General features: G+C 70.2%; 22 protein-coding genes and 1 riboswitch. Of the genes, 9 read left to right on the top strand and 13 right to left on the bottom strand.

All coding sequences use genetic code 11. The annotated features are described in order from the left end of the window. Positions 1–2 precede the first annotated feature (2 nt). The 4 genes from VAB18032_RS16020 to gcvP all read left to right on the top strand — a co-directional run bounded on the left by VAB18032_RS16020 (position 3) and on the right by gcvP (position 5,916). Complete coding sequence (locus VAB18032_RS16020; protein WP_013733911.1) at positions 3–1,175, top strand: globin domain-containing protein; 1,173 nt, start codon at positions 3–5, stop codon at positions 1,173–1,175. After that, positions 1,172–1,864 carry a DivIVA domain-containing protein gene (locus VAB18032_RS16015; RefSeq protein WP_013733910.1) on the top strand — a complete coding sequence of 231 codons (693 nt, stop codon included), beginning with the start codon at positions 1,172–1,174 and terminating at the stop codon, positions 1,862–1,864. Before VAB18032_RS16020 ends, VAB18032_RS16015 begins: the two co-directional genes overlap by 4 nt. A gap of 81 nt (positions 1,865–1,945) precedes the next feature. Beyond that, the gene (locus VAB18032_RS16010; protein WP_043720942.1) at positions 1,946–2,830 is read left to right on the top strand and encodes an NAD-dependent protein deacetylase; all 885 of its coding nucleotides are present in this window, start codon (positions 1,946–1,948) and stop codon (positions 2,828–2,830) included. Between the two features lie 86 nt (positions 2,831–2,916). Beyond that, positions 2,917–3,015, top strand: a riboswitch (glycine riboswitch). A 78-nt stretch (positions 3,016–3,093) separates the two neighbouring features. Then, positions 3,094–5,916, top strand: coding sequence for an aminomethyl-transferring glycine dehydrogenase (gcvP, locus tag VAB18032_RS16005; protein WP_013733908.1), 2,823 nt, complete (start codon positions 3,094–3,096; stop codon positions 5,914–5,916). Positions 5,917–6,042: 126 nt separating this feature from the next. Here the strand turns inward: gcvP and VAB18032_RS16000 are convergent, their stop codons facing one another. After that, the gene (locus VAB18032_RS16000) at positions 6,043–6,243 is read right to left on the bottom strand and encodes a DUF5999 family protein (RefSeq protein ID WP_013733907.1); all 201 of its coding nucleotides are present in this window, start codon (positions 6,241–6,243) and stop codon (positions 6,043–6,045) included. Positions 6,244–6,366: 123 nt separating this feature from the next. Here VAB18032_RS16000 and VAB18032_RS15995 point away from each other — a divergent pair, with 123 nt between their 5' ends. Both VAB18032_RS15995 and def read left to right on the top strand, forming a co-directional pair. Continuing rightward, positions 6,367–7,554, top strand: a complete 1,188-nt coding sequence (locus VAB18032_RS15995) for a chorismate-binding protein (protein WP_043720938.1) — start codon at positions 6,367–6,369, stop codon at positions 7,552–7,554. A gap of 50 nt (positions 7,555–7,604) precedes the next feature. Continuing rightward, on the top strand, positions 7,605–8,108 hold the full coding sequence (gene def, locus VAB18032_RS15990; RefSeq protein ID WP_043720933.1) for a peptide deformylase: 504 nt from the start codon (positions 7,605–7,607) through the stop codon (positions 8,106–8,108). On the opposite strand, the gene VAB18032_RS15985 is transcribed toward def, so the two are convergent. Genes VAB18032_RS15985 through VAB18032_RS15975 form a run of 3 tightly spaced genes read right to left on the bottom strand, consistent with a single transcriptional unit; the run spans position 8,094 to position 10,310 of the window. Then, on the bottom strand, positions 8,094–8,660 hold the full coding sequence (locus VAB18032_RS15985) for a GNAT family N-acetyltransferase (protein WP_013733904.1): 567 nt from the start codon (positions 8,658–8,660) through the stop codon (positions 8,094–8,096). The two genes, def and VAB18032_RS15985, sit on opposite strands and share 15 nt — an antisense overlap. A 50-nt stretch (positions 8,661–8,710) precedes the next feature. After that, positions 8,711–9,487 carry a GNAT family N-acetyltransferase gene (locus VAB18032_RS15980; protein WP_013733903.1) on the bottom strand — a complete coding sequence of 259 codons (777 nt, stop codon included), beginning with the start codon at positions 9,485–9,487 and terminating at the stop codon, positions 8,711–8,713. Positions 9,488–9,521: 34 nt separating this feature from the next. Then, positions 9,522–10,310 carry a TSUP family transporter gene (locus tag VAB18032_RS15975; RefSeq protein WP_193386258.1) on the bottom strand — a complete coding sequence of 263 codons (789 nt, stop codon included), beginning with the start codon at positions 10,308–10,310 and terminating at the stop codon, positions 9,522–9,524. 169 nt (positions 10,311–10,479) lie between these two features. On the opposite strand from VAB18032_RS15975, the gene VAB18032_RS15970 reads away from it, so the two are divergent. Together VAB18032_RS15970 and VAB18032_RS15965 are read left to right on the top strand one after the other, a co-directional pair. Next, entirely contained in the window at positions 10,480–11,262 is a 783-nt protein-coding gene (locus tag VAB18032_RS15970; RefSeq protein WP_013733901.1) for an endonuclease/exonuclease/phosphatase family protein, read from the top strand. 644 nt (positions 11,263–11,906) lie between these two features. Further along, positions 11,907–12,224 (top strand): helix-turn-helix domain-containing protein, encoded by a 318-nt coding sequence (locus tag VAB18032_RS15965; protein WP_013733900.1) that lies wholly within the window; start codon positions 11,907–11,909, stop codon positions 12,222–12,224. 92 nt (positions 12,225–12,316) lie between these two features. Here VAB18032_RS15965 and VAB18032_RS15960 read toward each other — a convergent pair whose 3' ends face one another. From VAB18032_RS15960 to VAB18032_RS15945, 4 genes are all read right to left on the bottom strand, one after another. Then, positions 12,317–13,318: a tyrosine-type recombinase/integrase gene (locus VAB18032_RS15960; RefSeq protein ID WP_013733899.1), complete on the bottom strand. Its 1,002-nt coding sequence runs from the start codon at positions 13,316–13,318 to the stop codon at positions 12,317–12,319. A 746-nt stretch (positions 13,319–14,064) separates the two neighbouring features. Continuing rightward, positions 14,065–15,468, bottom strand: coding sequence for a hypothetical protein (locus VAB18032_RS15955; protein ID WP_013733898.1), 1,404 nt, complete (start codon positions 15,466–15,468; stop codon positions 14,065–14,067). After that, a complete protein-coding gene (locus VAB18032_RS15950) occupies positions 15,465–15,992 on the bottom strand; it encodes a SigE family RNA polymerase sigma factor (protein WP_013733897.1) in 528 nt (175 codons plus the stop codon). The genes VAB18032_RS15955 and VAB18032_RS15950 overlap by 4 nt, the downstream gene beginning before the upstream one ends. Before the next feature lie 98 nt (positions 15,993–16,090). Beyond that, positions 16,091–16,492: an SRPBCC family protein gene (locus tag VAB18032_RS15945; RefSeq protein ID WP_013733896.1), complete on the bottom strand. Its 402-nt coding sequence runs from the start codon at positions 16,490–16,492 to the stop codon at positions 16,091–16,093. Between the two features lie 199 nt (positions 16,493–16,691). Here VAB18032_RS15945 and VAB18032_RS15940 point away from each other — a divergent pair, with 199 nt between their 5' ends. After that, a complete protein-coding gene (locus tag VAB18032_RS15940; protein ID WP_043720925.1) occupies positions 16,692–17,444 on the top strand; it encodes a FadR/GntR family transcriptional regulator in 753 nt (250 codons plus the stop codon). A 7-nt stretch (positions 17,445–17,451) separates the two neighbouring features. Here the strand turns inward: VAB18032_RS15940 and VAB18032_RS15935 are convergent, their stop codons facing one another. The 5 genes from VAB18032_RS15935 to VAB18032_RS15915 are packed head-to-tail and all read right to left on the bottom strand — an operon-like array spanning position 17,452 to position 21,648. Further along, a complete protein-coding gene (locus tag VAB18032_RS15935) occupies positions 17,452–18,663 on the bottom strand; it encodes an LLM class flavin-dependent oxidoreductase (protein ID WP_013733894.1) in 1,212 nt (403 codons plus the stop codon). Further along, positions 18,660–19,406, bottom strand: coding sequence for an alpha/beta fold hydrolase (locus tag VAB18032_RS30120; protein ID WP_013733893.1), 747 nt, complete (start codon positions 19,404–19,406; stop codon positions 18,660–18,662). The genes VAB18032_RS15935 and VAB18032_RS30120 overlap by 4 nt, the downstream gene beginning before the upstream one ends. After that, positions 19,403–20,248: an alpha/beta fold hydrolase gene (locus tag VAB18032_RS15925; RefSeq protein WP_013733892.1), complete on the bottom strand. Its 846-nt coding sequence runs from the start codon at positions 20,246–20,248 to the stop codon at positions 19,403–19,405. Before VAB18032_RS15925 ends, VAB18032_RS30120 begins: the two co-directional genes overlap by 4 nt. 21 nt (positions 20,249–20,269) lie before the next feature. Then, the gene (locus tag VAB18032_RS15920; protein ID WP_013733891.1) at positions 20,270–20,785 is read right to left on the bottom strand and encodes a flavin reductase family protein; all 516 of its coding nucleotides are present in this window, start codon (positions 20,783–20,785) and stop codon (positions 20,270–20,272) included. Further along, complete coding sequence (locus tag VAB18032_RS15915) at positions 20,782–21,648, bottom strand: FAD:protein FMN transferase (protein WP_013733890.1); 867 nt, start codon at positions 21,646–21,648, stop codon at positions 20,782–20,784. Before VAB18032_RS15915 ends, VAB18032_RS15920 begins: the two co-directional genes overlap by 4 nt. Positions 21,649–21,716 lie beyond the last annotated feature (68 nt).

Below are 21,716 nucleotides of genomic sequence, written 5' to 3'. Positions count from 1 at the left end.
GCGTGGACGTCTCCCGACTCAAGCGCAGCTGGTCGGCGGTCGCCGCGCACGGTGACCAGGTGCCGCTGTACTTCTATTCGACGCTGTTCCTGACCCATCCGCAGACCCGGCAGCTGTTTCCGACGAACATGGCGGGTCAGCGGGATCGGCTGGTCGCCGCGCTCGGTCACATCGTGTCGCAGGTGGATCAGGTCGACCGGTTGGCCGGTTACCTGCAGGAGCTGGGTGCCGACCACCGTAAGTTCGCGGTGCGGGCGGAGCACTATCCGGCGGTCGGTCAGGCGTTGCTGGCGACGTTGCGGCATTTCCTCGCCGAGGCGTGGACCGACGAGCTGGCGCAGGACTGGTCGGCGGCGTACGGGCTGGTGGCGAAGGTGATGACGGAGGCCGCGCAGGCCGCCGAGGCGGTGCAGCCACCGTGGTGGGTGGCGGAGGTGGTCGGTCATGAGCGGCGGGGTTTCGATGTGGCGGTGCTGACGGTACGACCGCAGTACCTGTTGCCGTTCACGCCGGGCCAGTCGATCGGGTTGTCGCATCCGGCGTTGCGGTCGTGGCGGTACTACTCGCCGGCGAACGCTCCCCGCGCGGACGGCACGCTGGAGTTGCATGTGCGGGCCGTGCCGGGTGGTGCGGTGTCGTCGCGGCTGGTGTACGGGTGCGCGGTGGGTGACCAGGTGCACCTGGCGGCGCCGGTGGGGGACGGGTTGACGTTGTCCTCGGCCGGGTCGGCGAATCTGCTGCTGTTGGCCGCCGGTACCGGCTGGGCGCCGTTGAAGGCGTTGGTGGAGCAGGTGGCGGCCGAGGAGTCGCCGCGCCGCGTCGACCTGTACGTCGGGTTCCGTTCGCACGGCGAGTGTTACGACGCCGAGGGGCTCGACAAGCTGGCGGCGTCGTATCCGTGGTTGACGGTGACGCAGGTGGCCGGGTTGGACCTGCAGCGGCCGGGTGAGTTCGTGTATCCGGTGGACCGGGCGTTGGCCGACGGTGACTGGCGGTCCCGGCACGTGTACGTGTGTGGTTCCGATGACGTGGTGGCGCGGACGGTGGCGGCGTTGACCCGCGCGGGTTATCACCCCGGGCAGCTGCACCACGAGGATCCGGGTCAGCGGTGGTACGGCCCGGCGTGGCGGTCGGCGACGTCGACCGTCCCTGACGATCGCGGAGGTGCCCGGTGAGTGAGTCTGGCAGTCGGGTCGGGGTGGCGGTGCCCCTCGGCCGGTACGACGGCACCGATGTCGTCGGTGGGGTGCCGGTGCGGATGACCGCGGACCGGGTCCGGCGGTGGGAGTTCGGTTCGTCGTCGTTCGCGCGGCGCGGCTACGACCAGGCCGACGTGGACCGGTTCCGGATGCAGGTGGCCGACGAGTTGGATCTGTTGGCCACCCAGGTGGCGAACCTGCGCGCCGAGAACGAGCGGTTGGGTGACCATGTGGAGTTGCACCGGCACGGGGTGATTCCGAGCGCGGAGCCGACGGCGTCGTTGCCGGCGACCAAGGAGGTGAATCTGCTGTCGGCGGCGCAGCGGGAGGCCGAGCAGATCATCGCGCAGGCGCACGACTATGCGCGGCGGGTCGCCGAGTACGCCCGCACCCAGTACGAGAGTTACGTGCGGGCGGCGGTGGAGCAGGCCCGTCAGGAGGCGGAGCGTGCGGTGCAGGATTACCGGGCGTCGGCCGGGGCGTCGTTCGACGACGGGGTGGCGGCGCGGGAGGCGCTGCGGATCTACGGCGAGATGATGATCTCGCACATGCGGGCGGCGGCGCGGCATCTCGACGACGGCAGTGCCCAGTTGGCGCGCACGATGGAGCGCATCGGTGCGCCGGCGGTGCCGGCGGGTGCGGCGCCACGTCACCACCAGCCCTGACGGGCGCGGCCCCCGGGCTCGTCGGCGGGAGGCCAGCTGGCGGGTGCGGTGGCTGGTCGTGGGCGTGGCGGCTGGGGCAGCATGGGTCGGGTGGAGGATGTGATCGCGCCGGTGGCGGGGCTGGTGGCCGGTGGTGAGGTGGTGGTGCTCAGCGGCGCCGGGCTGTCCACCGAGTCGGGCATTCCGGACTATCGGGGGCCGAGTGGGGTGGCCCGCCGGCACACCCCGATGACGTATCAGATGTTCGTGGGTGACGCGCAGGCCCGCCGCCGCTACTGGGCCCGTAGTCACCTGGGGTGGCGGTTGATGGCGCAGGCGGCGCCGAACGACGGTCACCGGGCGGTGGCCCGGCTGCAGCACGGCGGCCTGGTGAGCGGGGTGATCACCCAGAACGTCGACGGGCTGCACACCGCCGCGGGCAGCCGTGACGTGGTGGAGTTGCACGGGCGGCTCGACCAGGTGATCTGCCTGGGCTGTGGGCAGCGGACGTCGCGGCAGGAGCTGGACGGGCGGCTGCGCCGGCTGAACCCGGATTTCACCGCCCGGGCCGCCGCGATCAACCCGGACGGTGACGTGGAACTCGACGACACCGAGGTGGCCGGGTTCCGTACCGTCGACTGCCGCAGCTGTGGCGGGATGCTCAAGCCCGACGTGGTGTTCTTCGGTGAGACGGTGCCCGCCGGGCGGGTGCGGGACTGCTTCGCGATGGTGGCCGCCGCCCGGTTGCTGCTGGTGCTCGGGTCGTCGTTGACGGTGTTGTCGGGGCGCCGGTTCGTCACCGCGGCGGCCCGGCACGGGGTGCCGGTGGTGATCGTCAACCAGGGGGCGACGCGGGGCGACGCCCATGCCCTGCTGCGGGTCGACGCCCCGTTGGGGCAGGTGTTGCCGGCCCTGGCGCAGCGGCTGCTGACCGCCGGGGCGCAGCCGACGGCGGTCGACGCGGTGGCGCCGGCCGGCGGCTGCTGAGCGGGCACCGACGGCACCTGCGACGCGGGTCGGCCGGGGGTTCGGTGTGCGCCGGCCGGGGCGCTGGTAGCGTTGATCGTGCCGGTAGCACCCACGTGGGAGAGACCGTCCTGGCGTAGCCGGGTCGGCGCCGAAGGGGCAAATCCTCCCCGGAACCTCTCAGGCAAAAGGACCGCGTGGCGTCAGGCACTGTGGAGCGCCCGTGGGTGTGACAGAGGGGGAGGGCCGACCTGTCGACCCCCACCTTCGCGGGAGCGCCACCCATGACCGCAGAGCTGTTCGCCGACCGTCACATCGGTCCCGGCCCGGACGACGAGCGCCGGATGTTGGAAACCGTCGGGTACGCCTCGATCGACGAGTTGATGGACGCGGCGATCCCGGAGGTGATCCGCTGGCACGGCCGGTTGGATCTGCCGGAGCCGGCCAGCGAGCACGACGCCCTGGCCGAGTTGCGGGCCCTGGCCGCCGAGAACACTGTCGCCGTGTCGATGATCGGGTTGGGCTATCACGGTACGCACACCCCGGCGGTGATCCGCCGCAACGTGCTGGAGAACCCGGCCTGGTACACCGCGTACACGCCGTACCAGCCGGAGATCAGTCAGGGCCGGTTGGAGGCGCTGCTGAACTTCCAGACCATGGTGTCGGATCTGACCGGCCTGGCGACCGCCAACGCGTCGATGCTGGATGAGGGCACGGCGGCGGCGGAGGCGATGACCCTGGCCCGGCGGGCGTCGAAGAGCAGCAGCCCGGTGTACGTGGTCGACGCCGACACCCTGCCGCAGACCCTCGCGGTGATCACCGGCCGGGCGCAGCCGCTCGGCATCGAGGTACGGGTCGTCGACGTCGACCGTGACGAGTTGCCGGCGGAGTTCTTCGGCCTGCACCTGCAGTATCCGGGCGCCTCCGGAACCGTCCGTGATCATGCCCGGCTGGTGGAGGCCGCGCATGCCGTCGGGGCGTTGGTGACCGTCGCGGCGGACCTGCTGGCGTTGACGCTGCTGCGCCCGCCGGGGGAGATCGGTGTCGACATCGCCGCGGGCACCACCCAACGCTTCGGGGTGCCGATGGGCTTCGGTGGCCCGCACGCCGGATATCTGGCGGTCCGGCGGGGTCTGGAGCGGATGCTGCCGGGCCGGCTGGTCGGGGTGTCGCGGGACACGGCCGGGCAGGCGGCGTACCGGTTGGCGTTGCAGACCCGGGAGCAGCACATCCGGCGGGAGAAGGCGACAAGCAACATCTGCACCGCGCAGGTGCTGCTGGCGGTGATGGCCAGCATGTACGCCGTCTACCACGGCCCGGACGGGCTGCGGCGCATCGCGAGGCGTACCCATGCGTCGGCGGCCCGGTTGGCGGCCGGCCTGCGGGCCGGTGGCGTCGACGTGGCCGACGTGCCGTTCTTCGACACGGTCACCGCGACCGTGCCGGGGCGGGCCGTCGAGGTGGTGGCCGCGGCGGCGGCCCGCAACGTCAACCTGCGGCTGGTCGACGCCGACCGGGTGGGGATCTCCTGCGACGAGACCACCACGGGCGCGCACCTGGCGGCGGTGTGGGCGGCGTTCGGCGTCGACGGCGTCGACGGTGACACCGATGTGGCTCTGCCGGGCGCGTTGGCCCGCACGTCGGACTTCCTGACCCACCCGGTGTTCCGCAGCCACCATTCGGAGACGGCGATGCTGCGGTACCTGCGTCGGCTCGCCGACCTGGACTACGCCCTGGACCGGGGCATGATCCCGTTGGGTTCGTGCACCATGAAACTCAACGCGACCACCGAGATGGAACCGATCAGCTGGGCGCAGTTCGCGCACCTGCACCCGTTCGCGCCGGCCGAGCAGACCACCGGCTACCGCACGATGATCAGCCAGCTGGAGGGGTGGCTGGCGGAGGTCACCGGCTACGACGCGGTCAGCGTGCAGCCCAACGCCGGCTCGCAGGGGGAGTTGGCGGGTCTGCTGGCGATCCGCGCCTACCACCGCTCCCGGGGTGAGGGGCACCGCACCGTGTGTCTGATCCCGTCGTCGGCGCACGGCACCAACGCCGCCAGCGCGGTGATGGCCGGCATGCGGGTGGTGGTGGTCGGCTGTGACGCCGACGGCAACGTCGACCTGGTCGACCTGGACGCGAAGATCGAGGCGCACGCCGACACCCTGGCGGCGATCATGGTGACGTATCCGTCGACGCACGGGGTGTACGAGACGGGCATCGCGCAGTTGTGCGCGAAGGTCCACGACGCCGGCGGTCAGGTGTACGTCGACGGGGCGAACCTCAACGCGCTTGTCGGCTTCGCCAAGCCGGGCCGCTTCGGGGCGGACGTGTCGCACCTGAACCTGCACAAGACGTTCTGCATTCCGCACGGCGGTGGTGGGCCGGGGGTCGGTCCGGTGGCGGTACGCGCGCATCTGGCGCCGTTCCTGCCCGGTGACCCGGTCGGCGAGCCGGTGGATGGTCGGCCGGCGATCTCGGCGGCCCGGTACGGGTCGGCGGGCATCCTGCCGATCCCGTGGGTGTACCTGCGGATGATGGGCGCGCACGGGCTGGCCCGGGCGACCGGGGTGGCGGTGCTGGCGGCCAACTACGTGGCGGCGCGGCTGCGCGGGCACTTCCCGGTGCTGTACGCCGGCAACAAGGGGCTGGTGGCCCACGAGTGCATCCTGGATCTGCGGCCGTTGACGAAGGCGACCGGGGTCAGTGTCGACGACGTGGCCAAGCGGCTCATCGACTACGGGTTCCACGCGCCGACCATGTCGTTCCCGGTGGCCGGGACGTTGATGGTGGAGCCGACGGAGAGTGAGGATCTGGCCGAGCTGGACCGGTTCTGCGACGCGATGATCGCCATCCGGGCGGAGATCGACGCGGTGGCGGCGGGGCAGTGGCCGGCCGATGACAATCCGCTGGTCAACGCGCCGCACACCGCGGCGATGGTGTCCGGCGACCAGTGGCCGCACGCGTATCCGCGGTCGGTGGGCGGCTATCCGGCCGGGGTGGACCGGGTGGCGAAGTACTGGCCGCCGGTGCGGCGGGTCGACGGCGGCTACGGCGATCGGAATCTGGTGTGTTCGTGCCCGGCACCGCAGGCGTACGAGGACTGAGCGGCAGGGTGTGCGCCGGGGCGTCGCAGTGCCGCCCCGGTGGTACGCCGACCTGCGGTGACCAGTGCCGCGGCGGGGGGCTAGCCTGAGGCGGCGCGGGAAAGGTCGGGACGGATCGTGGTCGGGTCAGGCGGCGAGGGCGTGGCGGGCGGGTCCGCGGTGGGGTGCGATGCTGCTGCCGTCGGGCAGCAGTTCGCCGGTGTCCTCGAAAACGATGACGCCGTTGCAGAGCAGGCTCCAGCCCTGTTCAGGAAAACAGGCGATGGCCTTGGCGGCTTCCCGGTCGGTGGCGTCGGCGGAGGGGCAGGTGGGTTGGTGCTGGCACATCGGGTTCTCCGGACTGTGGGGGCACTGTGTCATGGTTCACATGACCAGTGACGCACAGTACCAAGCGGAAGCGCGCGGCATCGAGCAGATGTCCGCGCGGCGCGTGGGAAATCCACTGAACGGATGAGCATCCATCGCCCAGACGTCATGGAAGCGCTCCCACGAATGGTGGTCGCGCCACCCGCCGCCCCCACCGCCTGCCGCGGCCGCCTCGTCGAACGCGCCCGCTGGCAGTGGCGACCCACCGACGGCGGTGACCCCGCCACCGCAATCCAGGACTTCCTCACCGCCCACGACCTGCACCTGCACGACCTCACCCGCCCCGCACCCCGCCACGACCACGACCACGAGCAGCTCTGCGGCGCCGCCCTCTACGTCTCCGCCGCCGCCGGCGCCCTGATGGTCGGCGGCGACCCCGGCCCACCCAGCCCCGCCGACCTGCCCGACGTCGCCGTCGTCGTCTACGGCCACACCGACACCCCACCACCCCCACCACCGGCCACCAGCTGGTCGCGGGGACCCTGGACCGAAAGCTGGAGCCCCCCGCAACACGCCGCCGCCGTCGAAGCCGTCCGCCACGCCATCAGCCGCGGCCAGGTCTACCAGGTCAACCTCGTCGGCCACGCCGCCGCCCCGTACACCGGCAACCCGCTGCCCGCCCTGGCCCGCCTCGGTCGACTCCCCGGCGCCCGCTACGGCGGCGTCCTGTCCGGCCCCGACTGGGCCATCGGCTGCGCCAGCCCGGAAACCCTCATCGAAGTCCGCGACGGCACCCTCACCACCCGCCCCATCAAAGGCACCCGCCCCGCCACCGCCACCGGCCGCGCCGACCTGCTCGCCTCCCGCAAGGAACGCGCCGAACACATCATGATCGTCGACCTGGAACGCAACGACCTGGCCCGCATCGCCGCCACCGGCAGCGTCCGCGTCGACGACCTGTTCGCCGTACGCCGATGGTGTGACCTGTGGCAGGCCGAATCCACCATCCGCGCCCAGGCCGCCGACGGCCTCGGCCTGGCCGACCTGCTACGCGCCGTATGCCCCGGCGGCTCCGTCACCGGCGCCCCGAAACTCGCCGCCCTGCACCACATCGCCGCCCTGGAACCCGTCGGCCGCGGCGCCAGCATGGGCGGCCTCGGCTGGGTCGCCCCCGGCCACATCGACCTCGGCCTGACCATCCGCACCGCCGCCGTCGACCACCACACCGTGCACGTGTGGGCCGGCGGCGGCATCACCTGGGACAGCGACCCCGACGCCGAAGTCGCCGAAGCAGCAGCCAAAACCCGCCCCGTACGCGCCGCCCTGCGATGATCCGCAACCAGACACACCTGGCACACCGACCACCGACTAGCCTTTCCGACATGACCATGCGGGACATCCGAATCATCGGCGACCCGGTGCTACGCACCCCCAGCGAACCGATCACCAGCTTCGACGCCGAACTACGCTCCCTGGTCACCGACCTGATGGACACCCTGCTCGGCAAACCCGGCCGCGCCGGCGTCGCCGCCCCGCAGATCGGCGTCAACGCCCAGGTCTTCGTCTACGACGCCGACGGCCACCGCGGCCACATGATCAACCCCACCCTCGACCTGTCCGACGAACTCCAGGACGACGACGAAGGCTGCCTGTCCATCCCCGGCCTCTACTTCCCGACCCCCCGCGCCCTGCACGCCACCGCCCACGGCTTCGACCAACACGGCGAACCCCTCACCATCGCCGGCAGCGGCTTCCTCGCCCGCGCCCTGCAACACGAAACCGACCACCTGCACGGCCGCCTCTACGTCGACACCCTGCGCGGCGACATCCGCCGCCGCGCACTACGAGAAATCCGCGCCGGACGCTTCGACTCACCCCGCCGCTGACACCACCCACTGCTCCCGGGTGATCTCGTACTCCACCTCACCCTGCTCCGCACCCGGCAACGGATCCGACCACGACTGGTGGAACGTGCGCACATAGCGCATCCCCACCGCCGCCATCGTCGCCCGCGACGCCACATTCACCGCCATCGTCTCGGCGAAGATCCGCCGCAACCCCAGATCCACGAAACCGTGCCGGATCAACTCCCGGGCCCCCTCACTGGCCAACCCCCGCCGCCACCACCGGCGCACCAACCGGTAACCCAACTCCGCCTGCCCGGCCACCGGCCCCTGATCGGCACGCTGCGGCGGCTCCAACAGCCACCAGCCGACGAACTCACCCTCCACCAGACCCGCCCAGAACCCCAACCCCGGCGCCTGCCCGGCCACCGCCAACCGCCGCCGATGCAGCCCCCGCACCTCCTCGGCCGACCGCACCGGCCCCAGAAACCGCATCACCTGCGCATCCGCGTCCAACGCGATCTCACCGGCCAGATGCTCATCCGCCAACGGCACCAACACCAACCGGGCGGTACGCAACGTCGCCTGAGTCATCCGCGCATTCTGCCCACCAGCCACCCACCGAAGCGACCCGAAAACCCGCCTCAGCAGCCGACCGCGGCCAGATCGAACTCCCCGTACTGCGCCGACCGGCGAAAACCCAACCGCTCGTACAACCGCACCGCCACACCGTTGTCGGCCTTCACGTTCAACGTCACCTGCTCCACCTCGGCCCGCAGCAACCCACACAACCGGGCCACCACCGCCGAGGCCAACCCCCGACCACGCCACGCCGGATGAGTGGTCACATTGCCCAACGCCGCCACCCCGAACGCGGGGGAGTACACATGCACCCCCGCCACCGCCACCAACACACCACCGGCCCACACACCCACATACCGGCCCGTGTCCACCATCCGGGCATCGAACCAGTTACCCGGATACGCCACCGCGTACAACTCCCGCAACGCCGGCACATGCTCACGACCCAGCACCTCCCCGGCCGCCGCCACCGCCGCCAACCGGTCCGGCCGCGTCAACGCCATCTTCAGATGCGCCCCCGCCGACACCACCCGAAACGCCCCCGCCAACCCCACCTCCACACCGGGGGACAGGTGCGCCCACAACCGCGCCGGCAACACCGGCGCCAACTCACCCACCAACGCCGCCAACTCCTCGACCCCCTCCGGCCGCGTCAACGCCAGCAACGTCGGCGGCCGCATCCCGTGATACAGCAACGCCACCGACCCACCCCGCCGATACCACGACGTGTACGGCCAGAAGAAATCGTCCAGATCACCCAACTCGTAGGCGTGCAGTTGAGGATCCCGACCCAACAGCCCCGCCAACACCGACCGATCATGTTCCGCGCGCACCGGCATCAGCCGATGATCACACGACAGCCGCGGCCCACCCTCAACCGGCCAGCCACTGGTCGTAACCCAGCTTCGCCACCAACGCCAACACCACCACCAGCAACACCACCCGCACGAACCCGGCACCCCGCCGCAACGCCATCCGCGCCCCGGCCATCGCCCCCACGATGTTGCACACCGCCATCGCCGCACCGAGCAACCACCACACGTTCCCCGTCACCGCGAACACCGCCAACGCCCCCGCGTTCGTACCCGCGTTCACCACCTTCGCCATCGCCGAACCATGCAGGAAATCCGCACCCACCAACGCGGTGAACGCCAACACCAGAAACGTGCCCGTACCCGGCCCGATCAACCCGTCATAGGCGGCGATCCCCACCCCCGCCACCAGCACCGCCACCACGACCCGAGCCCGCGTCCGCCGATGCGGCGCCGCCGCCACCCCCAACCGCGGCCGCAACACCACGAACAACGCCACCACCAGCAACACCACAAGCACCACCGGCCGGTACGCCGACGGCGGCACCGCACCCGCCAACGCCGCACCCACCCCGGCACACACCACCGCCAACGCCGCCGCCGGCCCCGCCACCGCCCAATCGATCTTCGTACGACGGGCGAACGTCAACGCCGCCGTCGACGTACCCGCGATCGCCGCCAACTTGTTCGTCCCCAACGCCATGGCCGGCGGCATACCCGGCACCGCCACCAGCAGCGCCGGCAACAACAACAAACCCCCACCACCGACCACCGCATCAACCCACCCGGCCATCGCGGCAGCCGTCAACAGGATCGCGACGGTCGAAGGATCAAGCTCCACGCGCCGCATTCTGCCCACCACGACCCCGCTGACGTGGGCATCTGTGGGCAGCCTCACCGGCCCCGCAACCGCCGCACCCAGATCCCCACCCCACCCACGGCCAGGAAAAGCAGCATCGAACAGAACAGACCCCGCATCATCTGCAAAACCCTGCCACCACCGTCGCTAAGGTGACAGCGTGCGCCTGGCCACGTTCAACCTGCTGCACGGACGATCACTGACCGACGGACTGGTCGACCCCCACCGCCTCGCCGCCGCCGTCACCGCCCTCGACGCCGACGTACTCGCCCTGCAGGAAGTCGACCGCGACCAGTCCCGCAGCGGCAACCTGGACCTCACCGCCATCGCCGCCCAAGCCCTCCACGCCGACGAACACCGCTTCGCCGCCGCCGTCGTCGGCACCCCCGGCGAAGCCTTCCGACCCCTCACCCACGACGACGACGGACACGGCGAACCCTGCTACGGCGTCGGCCTGATCTCCCGCCACCCCGTCACCACCTGGCAGGTCACCCGCCTGAAACCCGCACCCGTACGCTCACCGGTCTACGCGCCCGGCGCAGGCGGCGGCGGACTCATCCTGCTCCGCGACGAACCCCGCGTCGTCCTCGCCGCCGTCCTGGACACCCCCCACGGCCACCTCACCGTCGCCGCCACCCACCTGTCCTTCGTCCCCGGCTGGAACGTCCTCCAACTCCGCCAGGTCATCCGCGCCCTGCGCACCCTGCCGGCACCACGGATCCTGCTGGGCGACCTCAACCTGCCCGCCTGGGCCACCCGCCTCACCACCGGCTGGCACCTGCTCGGCCGCCGACCCACCTACCCGGCCGCAGCGCCCCGCGTGCAACTCGACCACGCCATCGCCGACCGGCGCGGGTTCACTCAGCTGCCCCCGGTCACCGCGGTACGCACCCCACTGTCGACCATCTCCGACCACCGGCCCCTGCTGGTCGATCTCGGCTGACCCACCTGACCACCACCTCTGCGGGCCTTGCCCGATCCACCGAGAAAATCTGGTCCCAAGTAGCTAGATATTGTCGGTGGGCGCGGGTAAGGTTTGCCTCGTAGACAACGAAGATCGGTAAAGAACGCCGACGAAACAGACCGAGCATCAAGCAGGGCCCGGAACTTCTCGCGGCTCGCTCGGCGACAGCGGTGGAACCACACCACCGCACGCAGCACGGTAGTGCAGGTCAAGACCTTGACGTAACTCCAGGTCAAGGCAACCGCAGGCAGGGCCGATGCAGGTTCAGGGCTCCGCCTGATGCAGGAAAGCTCCGCCGTACGTGTCCGGGCCGGGTAGTTGCGTGGGCTCCGACACCGGCGGGCCGCACCACAGGTAATCGGAAGCAGAGGAAAGGGAGGGCTGGACGCCGTTGGATCGCCCGCCGCCAGAATGCAGTCGCATTTCTGCGGCGGACACCGTAGTCCCATCGAATGTGAGGTGGTCTCCGGTCACGCTTATGCGATCCTCGCACCGCCTGTCGCTGACAGTCGCCCGGTGCGGAAACGAGAACCCGACGAACCCGTCGGTAGATGGTGTATTCAACCCGTAACCCTGGGCCCCGGCGACTCCTTCGCCGGGGCCCTCGTCATGGAGAGGTATGCATGGCCCAACCCGACGACGTGCTCGACGACGACAACTACCCCGCCTACACCATGGGCCGCGCCGCGGAGATCGTGGGCGCCTCGCAGGACTTCCTGCGCCGCCTCGACGAGGCAAAGCTGATCATCCCGTTCCGCTCCGCCGGCGGACACCGCCGCTACTCCCGCTACCAACTGCGCCTGGCCGCACGAGCCCGGGAGATGGTCGACCACGGCACGGCCCTCGAAGCCGCCTGCCGGATCATCATCCTCGAAGACCAACTAGAAGAAGCCCTCCAACAGAACCGGAACCACCAGCGCCGGCAATCCGGCGCCGCCTGACCCACGCCTCACGGTCCTTCTCTGCCAATGAGGAGGACCGTTTGTCGTACCCCCCGGGAGACCGCCACCATCCTGCCGGCGGCCCTGACCGCTCAACCGGCCTGAGACCGCACCAACCCGACCAGGGCCCGGTTCGTGCGGTTCGCCCGTACCGCCTCCCGCTGCTGGACCGCGGTCACCTCGATGTAGGTCTGCGACGACGCCAACGAGGCATGACCCAGCAACCGCATGATCTCCGCCGCCCCGGCACCGTCCTCCGCCAGACGGGTCGCGAAGGTGTGCCGCAACGCATGCAACCGCGCCCCACGCGGCACCCGATCACCGATCCCGGCCCGCCGGTAACAGGACTCCACCAGATACTGCAACCCACCCCGGCGCAGCGGCTCACCCCGCCGATCCACCAGCAACGGCGAATCCGGTCGCACCGTACGCGTACCGAAGCGACGCACCCGACTGTCCAGGTAGGCCGACAACACCTCGTCCAGGCCCGGCTCCACCGGCAACACCCGAGGCCGTCCACCCTTGCCGGCCACCTCCACCCGACGCTCACCGGGCCGCCCCGACAGCGAACCGACCCGCAGCGCCAACAACTCCGACAACCGCAACCCCGCACACAGCGCCAACGCCAGCACCGCCACGTCCCGCTCCGGCCACGGATCGCGCTGCCGGCCCTCACCCCGCGCCGCCGAGGCCAGCAACTGCTCCGGAGTGTCCTCACCGCGCAGCGGCTTGGGCTGGGGGAGCGGCATGCGCGGGCGACCCACCGCCGGCATCGGATTGCCCGGCACCACCTGCTCGGCCACCAGGAACGTGAAGAAGCTGTTCCAGGTGGACCAGGCGCGACCGACCGACGCGGCGGCCCGGTCGGCGGCGAAGCGGGCGAACGCCGTGCGCAGCAAGCCGGGGGAGAGCGCACCGATCCTGAGGTCGGCGAGGGGGAGGGGAGGGGTGGTCAACTCCGCGGCAAGTGTGGCCACCCCGATCAGATCCCGGCGGTACGCCGCCTGGGTGTGCGGAGATGGCTTACGGGTGGCCCGCGCGGTCAGAAACCCCTCGATCAACTCGATGACCAGAACACCCGATTTGTCATGCATAAGGGATATTATGCATGTTTTTCGGGTTGCCGGCCAGCCCAGGGGAGCGCGCTTGACGATCATGCGTGACCGGAGGTTCCTGGCGGGTTCGTGCTGTTCCGGCCGCACATCGAGGACGCCGCCCACCCAGGCGGGCCTGGGTGGGCGGGGAAGAGCTGACAGCGTTCCTTGGCGCGGGGTGGTGGCGCCGCATCGCCGTCGGGGCTTACCGCCGGATGATCGACCGGATCAACCTGCGGATCGGCCGGGCGGGCCACTGGGATTTCGGTCGGTACGGCGCGGCACCGGGTTCATGGCGGCGCCCTGCGGCCTGCATGGAGCTGCTCGCGCGCCTGTGGTGGCCGCCCGTAGCCAGATGGTCGCCCGCCGGGATGAAGCTGTTGGTGCCCCGGGCGAGGCGAGGTCGGTCAAAGGCGTCGCGAGCGGGGTGTAGCCCGGTCGGGCCGGCAACGACGCCGCTCGCCCGCGGAGGAGCCCTCTTCTCGCTTTACTTTACATAATGTCAATTATCGAATCTCGGTCTGGCGCTCCGGTGGGTGCTCCCGCTGCGCAGGATCCGCGAAGAAGGGCCTCACTGTCACCTCGACGCCTGCTGTTCCGGTGAGCCACGTTCCACAGGCGCGGGCACGGCAGTCGAACACGCCCGCCGGTGCCAAGCGTCGTGACGGCCGTGCCCGCCGGCGTACGCGGGTCGACCCCTGGTGGGTCCGGCCCCTTCCCCGGACCCACCAGGGGTTGTTCAGGTGCTAACCGGTGACTCGGGTGTTCCGGGAGGTGCCGGGTAGGCCGCCGGCGTTGGCGTCGAAGCCCGGGACGGGTGTGCTGATGAAAGGGGTCCCGTCGGCGGTGCTGGCGGTGACGGTCGCGGGCATGTTCGGCGGGATGGTGGTGCTGCCGAAGCCGGATGGGTCCAGGACGACCGGGGTCCGGGTGCCGTCCCGGGCGGTGATGGCCGCGGTGACTGCTTGCGGCGGTGCCACCAGCATGACGCGGTCCGTCCGGGTGTCCCCACCCTCGGCGCGCATCCGCCATGCGATGGGGCGTCGCTCAGCGCCGTCTGCGGGCAGCAGCAGCCGTAGGTCGGTGCGCCAGCTGGTGATGTCGCCGTGGACGGCGTAGGCGATGACTCCGCCGTCCGTGGGTTGAATGGTGAACAGTGTGGCGGGTTTGTCGTTGACGGTGCCGCACCAGCGCACGCGGATCGTGACGTCCTGGGCCGACAGTCGGCTGTCTCGCAACGCGTGATCGATGAACCGTGCGAGGACGTCTCGGTCTATGACGGATCCTCGGGTGTCGCGGACGGCGGCAGTGAGCATCTCGTCGGTCGGCTCCTGCCGGTCGGTGTCCGACCCGCTCCACAAGCCGTACACGGGGCCTTCGTAGATGAGAGTGTCGCCGTTGGTGACCCGGGCGGTGAGTGCGGGCCCGCCGACCATATCGGTGGGTGGCAGCGAGGTGACACCGATGCCCGTACCGACAGATGAGGAGAGCTGGTGGCTTTCGACGACGCCCGTTGAGGAATAGCCGGAGAACCCGTTGATCGTCACAGTGGAACCCGCGGGGCCGATGACCACTGCGGCGCCCCCGTTCGTCGGGTCGCTTTCCATCCAGATCGCCACCGGGGTGTCGGCGGGTTCGTTGCCGCCCTTTCGCATCTGTTCCGGTTCGGCTCCGGGTGGGCCGCTGAACCAGACAAGCGTTGCGTCGGTGAGCAGGCCCAGGCGCAGCGGGACGAGGAGCAGCGCGATTCGGCGACCGGGTATGTCGTCGGCGTACACGATCCGGATGTCGTCGCGGTCGGTGACCCGCCACCACCCTCCCGGTTCTTGTAGGTCGGCAACCTGCCTGAGCAGGCCGTCCGTCCAGTTGTGGTCGGCGGCGAGGTCGCCCCGTGCGGGTCCGTCCGTGAGCGGTGACGGCGACGAGGCGACGGCGATGCCGGGCACCCAACCGGGCAGGGGAATCAGGTTGGTCTGAATGGCGACGGCGGCGGTCAGGAAAGCGGCGATCGCACCGGTACGGACCCGACGTGCGCGGCGGTGACCTGCCTCCCGCCGGGTGAATCGGGGCCAGGGATCCGCCGTCACTGCCAGGGTGTCAGCCTCGGTGCGGAGGGCTTCCCGGAGTTCCGTTTCCATGTTCCTGGTCATGCTGGATCCTCCTGGAGGCTGGTCTCGGTGATCGTGGGCGGTGGCTCCAGGTCGGCTCGTAGCCGGGCCAGTCCTCGTGACGCCTGGCTCTTGACCGTTCCCGGTGAGCAGTCGAGCAGTCGGGCGATGTCAGCCTCGCTGAGATCCTCGAAGTACCGCAGGACGAGCACGGCGCGCATTCGTGGCGGGAGGCGGCGCAGCGCCCCCAGCAACTGATGCCGGTTTTCCGCGTGCTGGTAGGCGTCGGGGGTGGCGATGGTGTCGGCGTCGAGTAGCGGTACCTCGACTGTTCGGCGGCGCCGTCGCCACGACACCGCGGTGTTGATCATTGCCCGGCGGACGTATGCCCCGGGCGCGTCCTTGCGCAGGATCCGACCCCATTGCCGGTGGGTCTTCTCCAGCGCCGACTGCACCAGGTCTTCGGCGACGCCCCGGTCACCGGTGAGCAGGTATGCCGTTCGGGTCAACGGCCCCCACTGCTGCGACACGAACTCGCGGAATTGTTCCTCGTCGTCATCCGGCATGACGTGTCCATGTCGTCCACCGTTTTCCTGTTCGCATGGAAGGTAGACGCTTCTTGCCGGAGGCAGGTTGAGCGGTGGCGGCGAATTGCTGAGCCGAGTTATGGGTGGTGGCCGTTGACTGCCGCGAGCAGTTCGCTGAACATGACCGCGTACGTGTCGCTGAGGTGTGCGGCCAGCGAGTGCGGCAGGATGTCGGTGGTCCACAGCAGTGTTGCCGTGCCGTTGTCGTCGGTGAGCACCCGCATTTCGGCCTGGTGGTGCTCTGCGCCGGGGAAACCGGGTATCGCGTAGACGGCCCGTCTCCGTTGCGGATCGACGGTCACGTTTCGTTCCCAGAGTTCGGTGCCGTCGATCAGGGTGACCACCCGGTGGTCGTCCTGCTGGCGTTCGCCGACGCAGGCGGAGAAGATGTGGACCTCGGCGCGGGTGTAGCGGTCGAGGAAGTCCCATGCCACGTCTGCCGGCACCGTCAGCGTCGCTTCGTGGTGAATGGTGCCCATGCGCGTCCCACCTGTTCTGTCGGTTACGCCGTCACTCTGGCAGTTGTGGTGCGGGACAGGCGACGATGTCGATGGGTGCAGCTGTTCCACCACTCCCCTCGCCTGTCGGCTTTGAGCGGTGTGAGCTGGTCGGTGTTTTCGTCGGGTGCGGTGGGAGCGGTGGACGGGTGCAAGATCGTGGGACCCGTAGACTCGGGTCATGTCCGAGACCCCGCCGACTCCGCGGTTTCGTCAGCGTGCGGCGAAGATGGGCGAGCTGGTGGCCCGGCAGATTCTGGAGGACATCGTCGAGCAGGGGCTCTCCCCCGGTGCGGCGTTGCCGACCGAGGCGCAGATGTTGCAGGCGTACGGGGTCAGTCGTGGCACGTTGCGGGAGGCGCTGCGGATTCTGGAGCACAACGGTCTGTTGCGGGTGCGGCCGGGTCGTGGTGGTGGTCCGATCGTCGGGGCGGTGGATCCGCACACGTTCGGTCGGACGATGGCGTTGTTCATGCAGATGGGCCGGACCCGCTTCGGTGAGCTGGTCGAGGCGCGGGTGATCATGGAGCCGTTGATGGCGCGGCTGGCCGCGGAGCGTCGTGATGCGGCGCGGTTGCGGGAGTTGGCCGAGTCGATGCGGGAGCACAGCACGTTGGAGGAGCGTGACGAGGCCAGTTATCTGGCGGTCATGCAGCGGTTCCACGGTGTGGTGGCGGGGTTGTCGGGCAACGGGGTGCTGGATCTGTTCGGTCGGGCGTTGAAGGAGATCTACACCGAGCGGGTGGTGGCGGCGGAGCGTCGTCCGGAGCGGTGGGAGGATGTGCGGCGCGAGCATCAGGCGGTGGCCGCGGCGATCGCCGACGGGGACGGGGCGGAGGCGGAGCGGCTGATGCGGGCGCACATGCTGGCCCTGGCCGACCACCTCGAGCGTGACTATGCGGGGTTGCACGACGAGGTGGTCGGCTGGTGGTGAGGTCGGGTCAGGACAGGGCGCTGGAGAGTACGGGTCGTCCCGGTGTCTGGTCGTGGTCGACGCGCCAGGTGGTGTCCTGGTCGCGCCAGTCGGTGCCGATGGTGGAGACGTCGGGCATGACCTCGCGGGCGAACAGGGTGAGGTGGTCGCGTACCTCGTTGCTTGTCATGTCGCCGGCGTGGTTCATCAGGATGAGGTGTCCGGCGCCGGTCTCTTTGTAGAGTCGGTGGATTTGTGCGGTGACCTGGTCGGGGGTGCCGACGAGGAGGATGCCGGCGTCGATGAGGTCTTCGTAGCTCATGCGGCGGACGGCGCCGAGGCGGCCGCGGAGGGCGGCGACTGCGGCGGCGGGTGGGAAGTAGCCGGGTGGGCTGGCGGCGCCGAGGCGCAGTTTGCCGGGCTTGAGGTAGTACATGAGTTTGCGGCCGATCTCGCGGGCCTTGGCTTCGGTGGGGGCGACGTGGCACAGGGCCATGTAGGCGAAGCGGTCGGGGCCGGGTTCGGGTTGGCCGTCGGCGACGGCGGTGCGGCGGTAGAGCCGGAACGAGGTTGCGGTGTCCTCGTAGGTGCCGAGCAGGTTGCACAGGGTGTAGCCGTGTCGGGCGGTCCATTCGACCAGGCGGGTGGAGGTGCCGCTGATCCAGATCGGCGGGTGTGGTTGCTGGTAGGGGCGGGGCCAGACGCTGACGTACCGGTAGTGGTAGTGGCGGCCTTCCCAGGAGAAGACGTCGCCGTGGGTCCACGCCTTCTTGATGAGGTCGTGGGCTTCGATGAACATGTCCAGGTTGTGGACGGGGTTCTGGTTGGAGGGGAAGGTTTCGCCTTGGACGCCGCGCACGAAGCCGCAGTCGATGCGTCCGCCGCTGACCGAGTCGAGGTAGGCGATTTCCTCGGCGACGCGGATGGGGCTTTCCCGGTGCGGTAGTGGGGTGCCCAGGACCAGGACGCGGCCGCGTCGGGTGCGGTGCAGTACGGAGGCGGCGCTGAGGGTGGCGGACACCTGCAGGGTGGAGGCGGACTGGTGGTGTTCGTTGACCATGAGGTCGAAGCCGAGTTCGTCGGCGAGTTCGTACTCGTCGAGGTAGCGCTGGTAGAGCTGGTGGCCGATTTTGGGGTCGTAGTACTGGTTGGGCATGAAGTACTTGAGTCCCCGGTTCGCCTCTTCCGCCTCGGGTGGCACGTTGGGGTAGGGCATTTCGGTGAAGTGGTAGAGCCTCACGGGGTCTCTCCGTTCAGGAAGGACCGGACGATCCGGTGGAACTCGTCGGGACGTTCCAGGTACGGGTAGTGGCCGGCGTCGGGGATTTCGACGTAGTGGGCTGCGGGCAGCAGGTCGGCCAGGGCGGCGCTGTGTCGGGGTGGTACGAGTCGGTTGTGGCTGCCTGCGAGGACCAGGGTGGGCATGGTGGCCAGGTGCAGCCAGCGGCGGAGGCGTGGGTCGTGCAGGAAGGGTTTCCAGGCGTAGCGGGACAGGGCGGCCCGGTCGGTGAAGGCCCGTTCGTATTCGCTGTCGGTCAGGCCGGTGGGGAATCCGGGCATCCGTAGGTCGTGGCAGGCGGTGGGGTCGGCCCAGCCGAGTTCGACGATTTCGGTGGGGTCGAGCAGCAGGATGTCGGCGAAGTCGGGTTCGGTGGGTCCGCCGAGTTTGACGCCGTACGGGGAGACGAGCAGCAGTGAGGTGAAGCGGTGGGGTGCGCGTACCGCCATCTCCAGGGCGATCCAGCCGCCGAATCCGGCGCCGGCCAGGTGTACGGGGTCGGGTGGCAGGTTGGCGAGGGTGTCGGTGAGGTGGTGTTGGGCGAGGTCGGCGACGCTGTCCCAGTCTTCGGTGGTGGTGTCGATCGGGGTGCCGAAGCCGGGGTGGCGGGGTACGACGACGGTGTGGTGGTCGGCGAGTCGGCTGAGGGCGCCGACGGGTCCGGGGAGCACGTCGGCGTCGTGCAGGAACAGCAGGGTGCTCATGGTGTGCTCCCCTGGTCGAAGAAGGTCAGCAGCAGGTCGGCGACGGCGTCGGGTTGGTCGAGGTTGGGTGCGTGGCGGGCGTCCATGCGGTGGACGTGGATGTGTGGTGCCAGGTTGTCGAAGTGGTGGCCCCAGTCGGGTTCGAGTAGGTCGTCGCGGGTGGCTTCGACGACGAGTACGGGCACGGGGCTGTCGCGCAGTGGGGTGGGCCAGTCGTCGCGGACGTCTGGTTTGGTCAGGGTGGGGTGGCGTAGGCGGGGGGCCAGGCAGGCGGTGACGTGGCCCGGTTTGCGGGTGTTGGCGTAGCGCAGGGCGATGGTGTCGTCGAAGCCGGGGTAGTCGTCGGTCATGAGGGCGACCAGGCGGCGCATGTCGTCTTCGGTGCCGTCGAAGCGGCCGAGTTCGGTGACGCCTTTGCTGGTGCGCCAGGGGCCGCCGGTGCCGCAGATGCTGACCGCGGACAGGGCGGGTAGTTCGGGGGTGGGGGTGGCGAGGGCGCGCAGCAGCAGGGAGCCGCCGAAGGACTGGCCGGCGAAGTGTGCGGCGTCGATGTCGAGGGCGGCGCAGAAGGCGGCGAGGTGGGCGGTGCGGAAGGCGTACGGTGGGCGGTCGAGGTAGACGACCTTGTCGGTGTCGCCGTAGCCGAGCAGGTCGGGTGCGAGGACCCGGTAGTGCTGGGCGAGCAGGGGCATGACGGTCGACCAGCTGCCGATGGCGTCGCCGCCGAAGGCGCCGTCGTGGATGAGCACGACGGTGCCTCTCGGTTGTCCGGGTGGGGTGCTTTCCCAGTAGCGGGTGGTGAATCCGCCGGCGTTGACGGTGTACGGGCGTGGTGGGGCCATCGTTGCGCTCTCCGGGTGCGGTCAGTGGGGGGTGGGTTGGAAGCTGCCGTAGCGGCCGCCGAGGTAGAGCAGGGGCGGGGCGTCGGTCTGTGCGCGGGTGTGCAGGACCTCGCCGCACAGGATGAAGTGGTCTCCGCCCGGATGGACGGTGGTGGTGCGGCATTCGAGGACGGCGGTGGTGCCGGTGGCGAGGGTGGGCACGGTGGTGTGTCCGGCGATCACGGCGGCGGCGAGTTCGTCGAGGTGGCGGCCGCGGGCGGCGAAGGCCTGGGCCCAGGTGGCGCGGTCGGCGGCGAGGTAGTTGATGCTGAATCGGCCGGCTTGTTGAGCCAGTGCGGCGAGGCCGGTTTTCTGGTCGATGCCGACCATGGCCATGGGGGGTTCGCCGGACAGTGAGGTGGCGGAGGTGCAGGTGAGGCCGGTGACGCCGGCGGGGCCGCCGGGCACGAGGATGATCGCCACCGGTGCGGGTACCTGCCGGAAGGCGGCCCGGAAGCGGGCGGTTTCGACGAGGCGGTCTGGGCCGGTGTGGGTCATCGGGGTGCTCCGGTCTGGTTGAGCCAGAGGTGGTGCACGTCGGCTCGGTGGGTGAGGTGGTCGGTGGCTGCGTGGCCGCCGATGACGGCTGCGGAGGCGACCCAGTCGGCGGTGGCGCCGGTGGCGGCGTGCACGGTGGCCTGGGTGATGTCGGAGGTGGCGGGACGTCCGGTGCGGGGGTCGATCAGGTGGTGGGCGTCGGTGCCCCAGCGGCGTTTGGCGGTGCCGCTGGTGGCGACGCCGCCGTCGCGCACGTGCAGGGTTTCGCCGTGGGGTAGTTCGACGGGCCAGCCGTCGCCGTCGGGGCCGGGTCCGCGGCAGGCCACGTCTCCCCCGATGCTGGCGGCGCTGTTGGGGCCGAGCCAGGTGACGATGTCGTCGGCCCAGGCGCCTTTGGCGAGGGCGCCGATGTCGACGCTGTGGCCGGGGGCCAGGCGGGCGGTGTGGCCGCGGAGTTCCAGGATGTCGGCCAGGGGTGCCACGGGGGTGGGTGCGACCGGTGTCGGGGTGGGTCGGGGGGTGCCGGTGGCCCAGGATCGGCGGTAGCCGGCGGCGAGGAGTTGGGGCAGTACGGCGATGTTGACCAGGCCGGTGCTGGCGGTGGCGACGGTGAGGGCGTGCCGCAGCATGGCGTGCAGTGGGTCGGAGACGGGGTGCCAGTGCCCGGCGGCGGCGTTGAGTGTGCTCAGTTCGCTGTCGGGGCGGAAGCGGGAGAAGCGGCGGTCCAGGGCGTGGAGTCGTCGTTGGACCTCGGTGAACGGGGTGACCGGTGGTCCGTAGCTGGCCAGGGTCACCTGGCAGGTGAACATCTGGCTGGTGTGCTGGTGCACGGTGGGTCGCTGTCGGGCGGGTGCGAGGTTCATGCCGTCTCCCTTCACCACCAGGTTTAACATGCTAAACATGATGATGTTTTAGCGGCAAGGGTCTGACC

The sequence above is a fragment of the Micromonospora maris AB-18-032 genome (assembly GCF_000204155.1).
GTDB lineage: Bacteria > Actinomycetota > Actinomycetes > Mycobacteriales > Micromonosporaceae > Micromonospora > Micromonospora gifhornensis.
The sequence above is the reverse complement of the archived record's forward strand: the minus strand, read 5'-3'. Positions and strand labels throughout refer to the sequence as shown.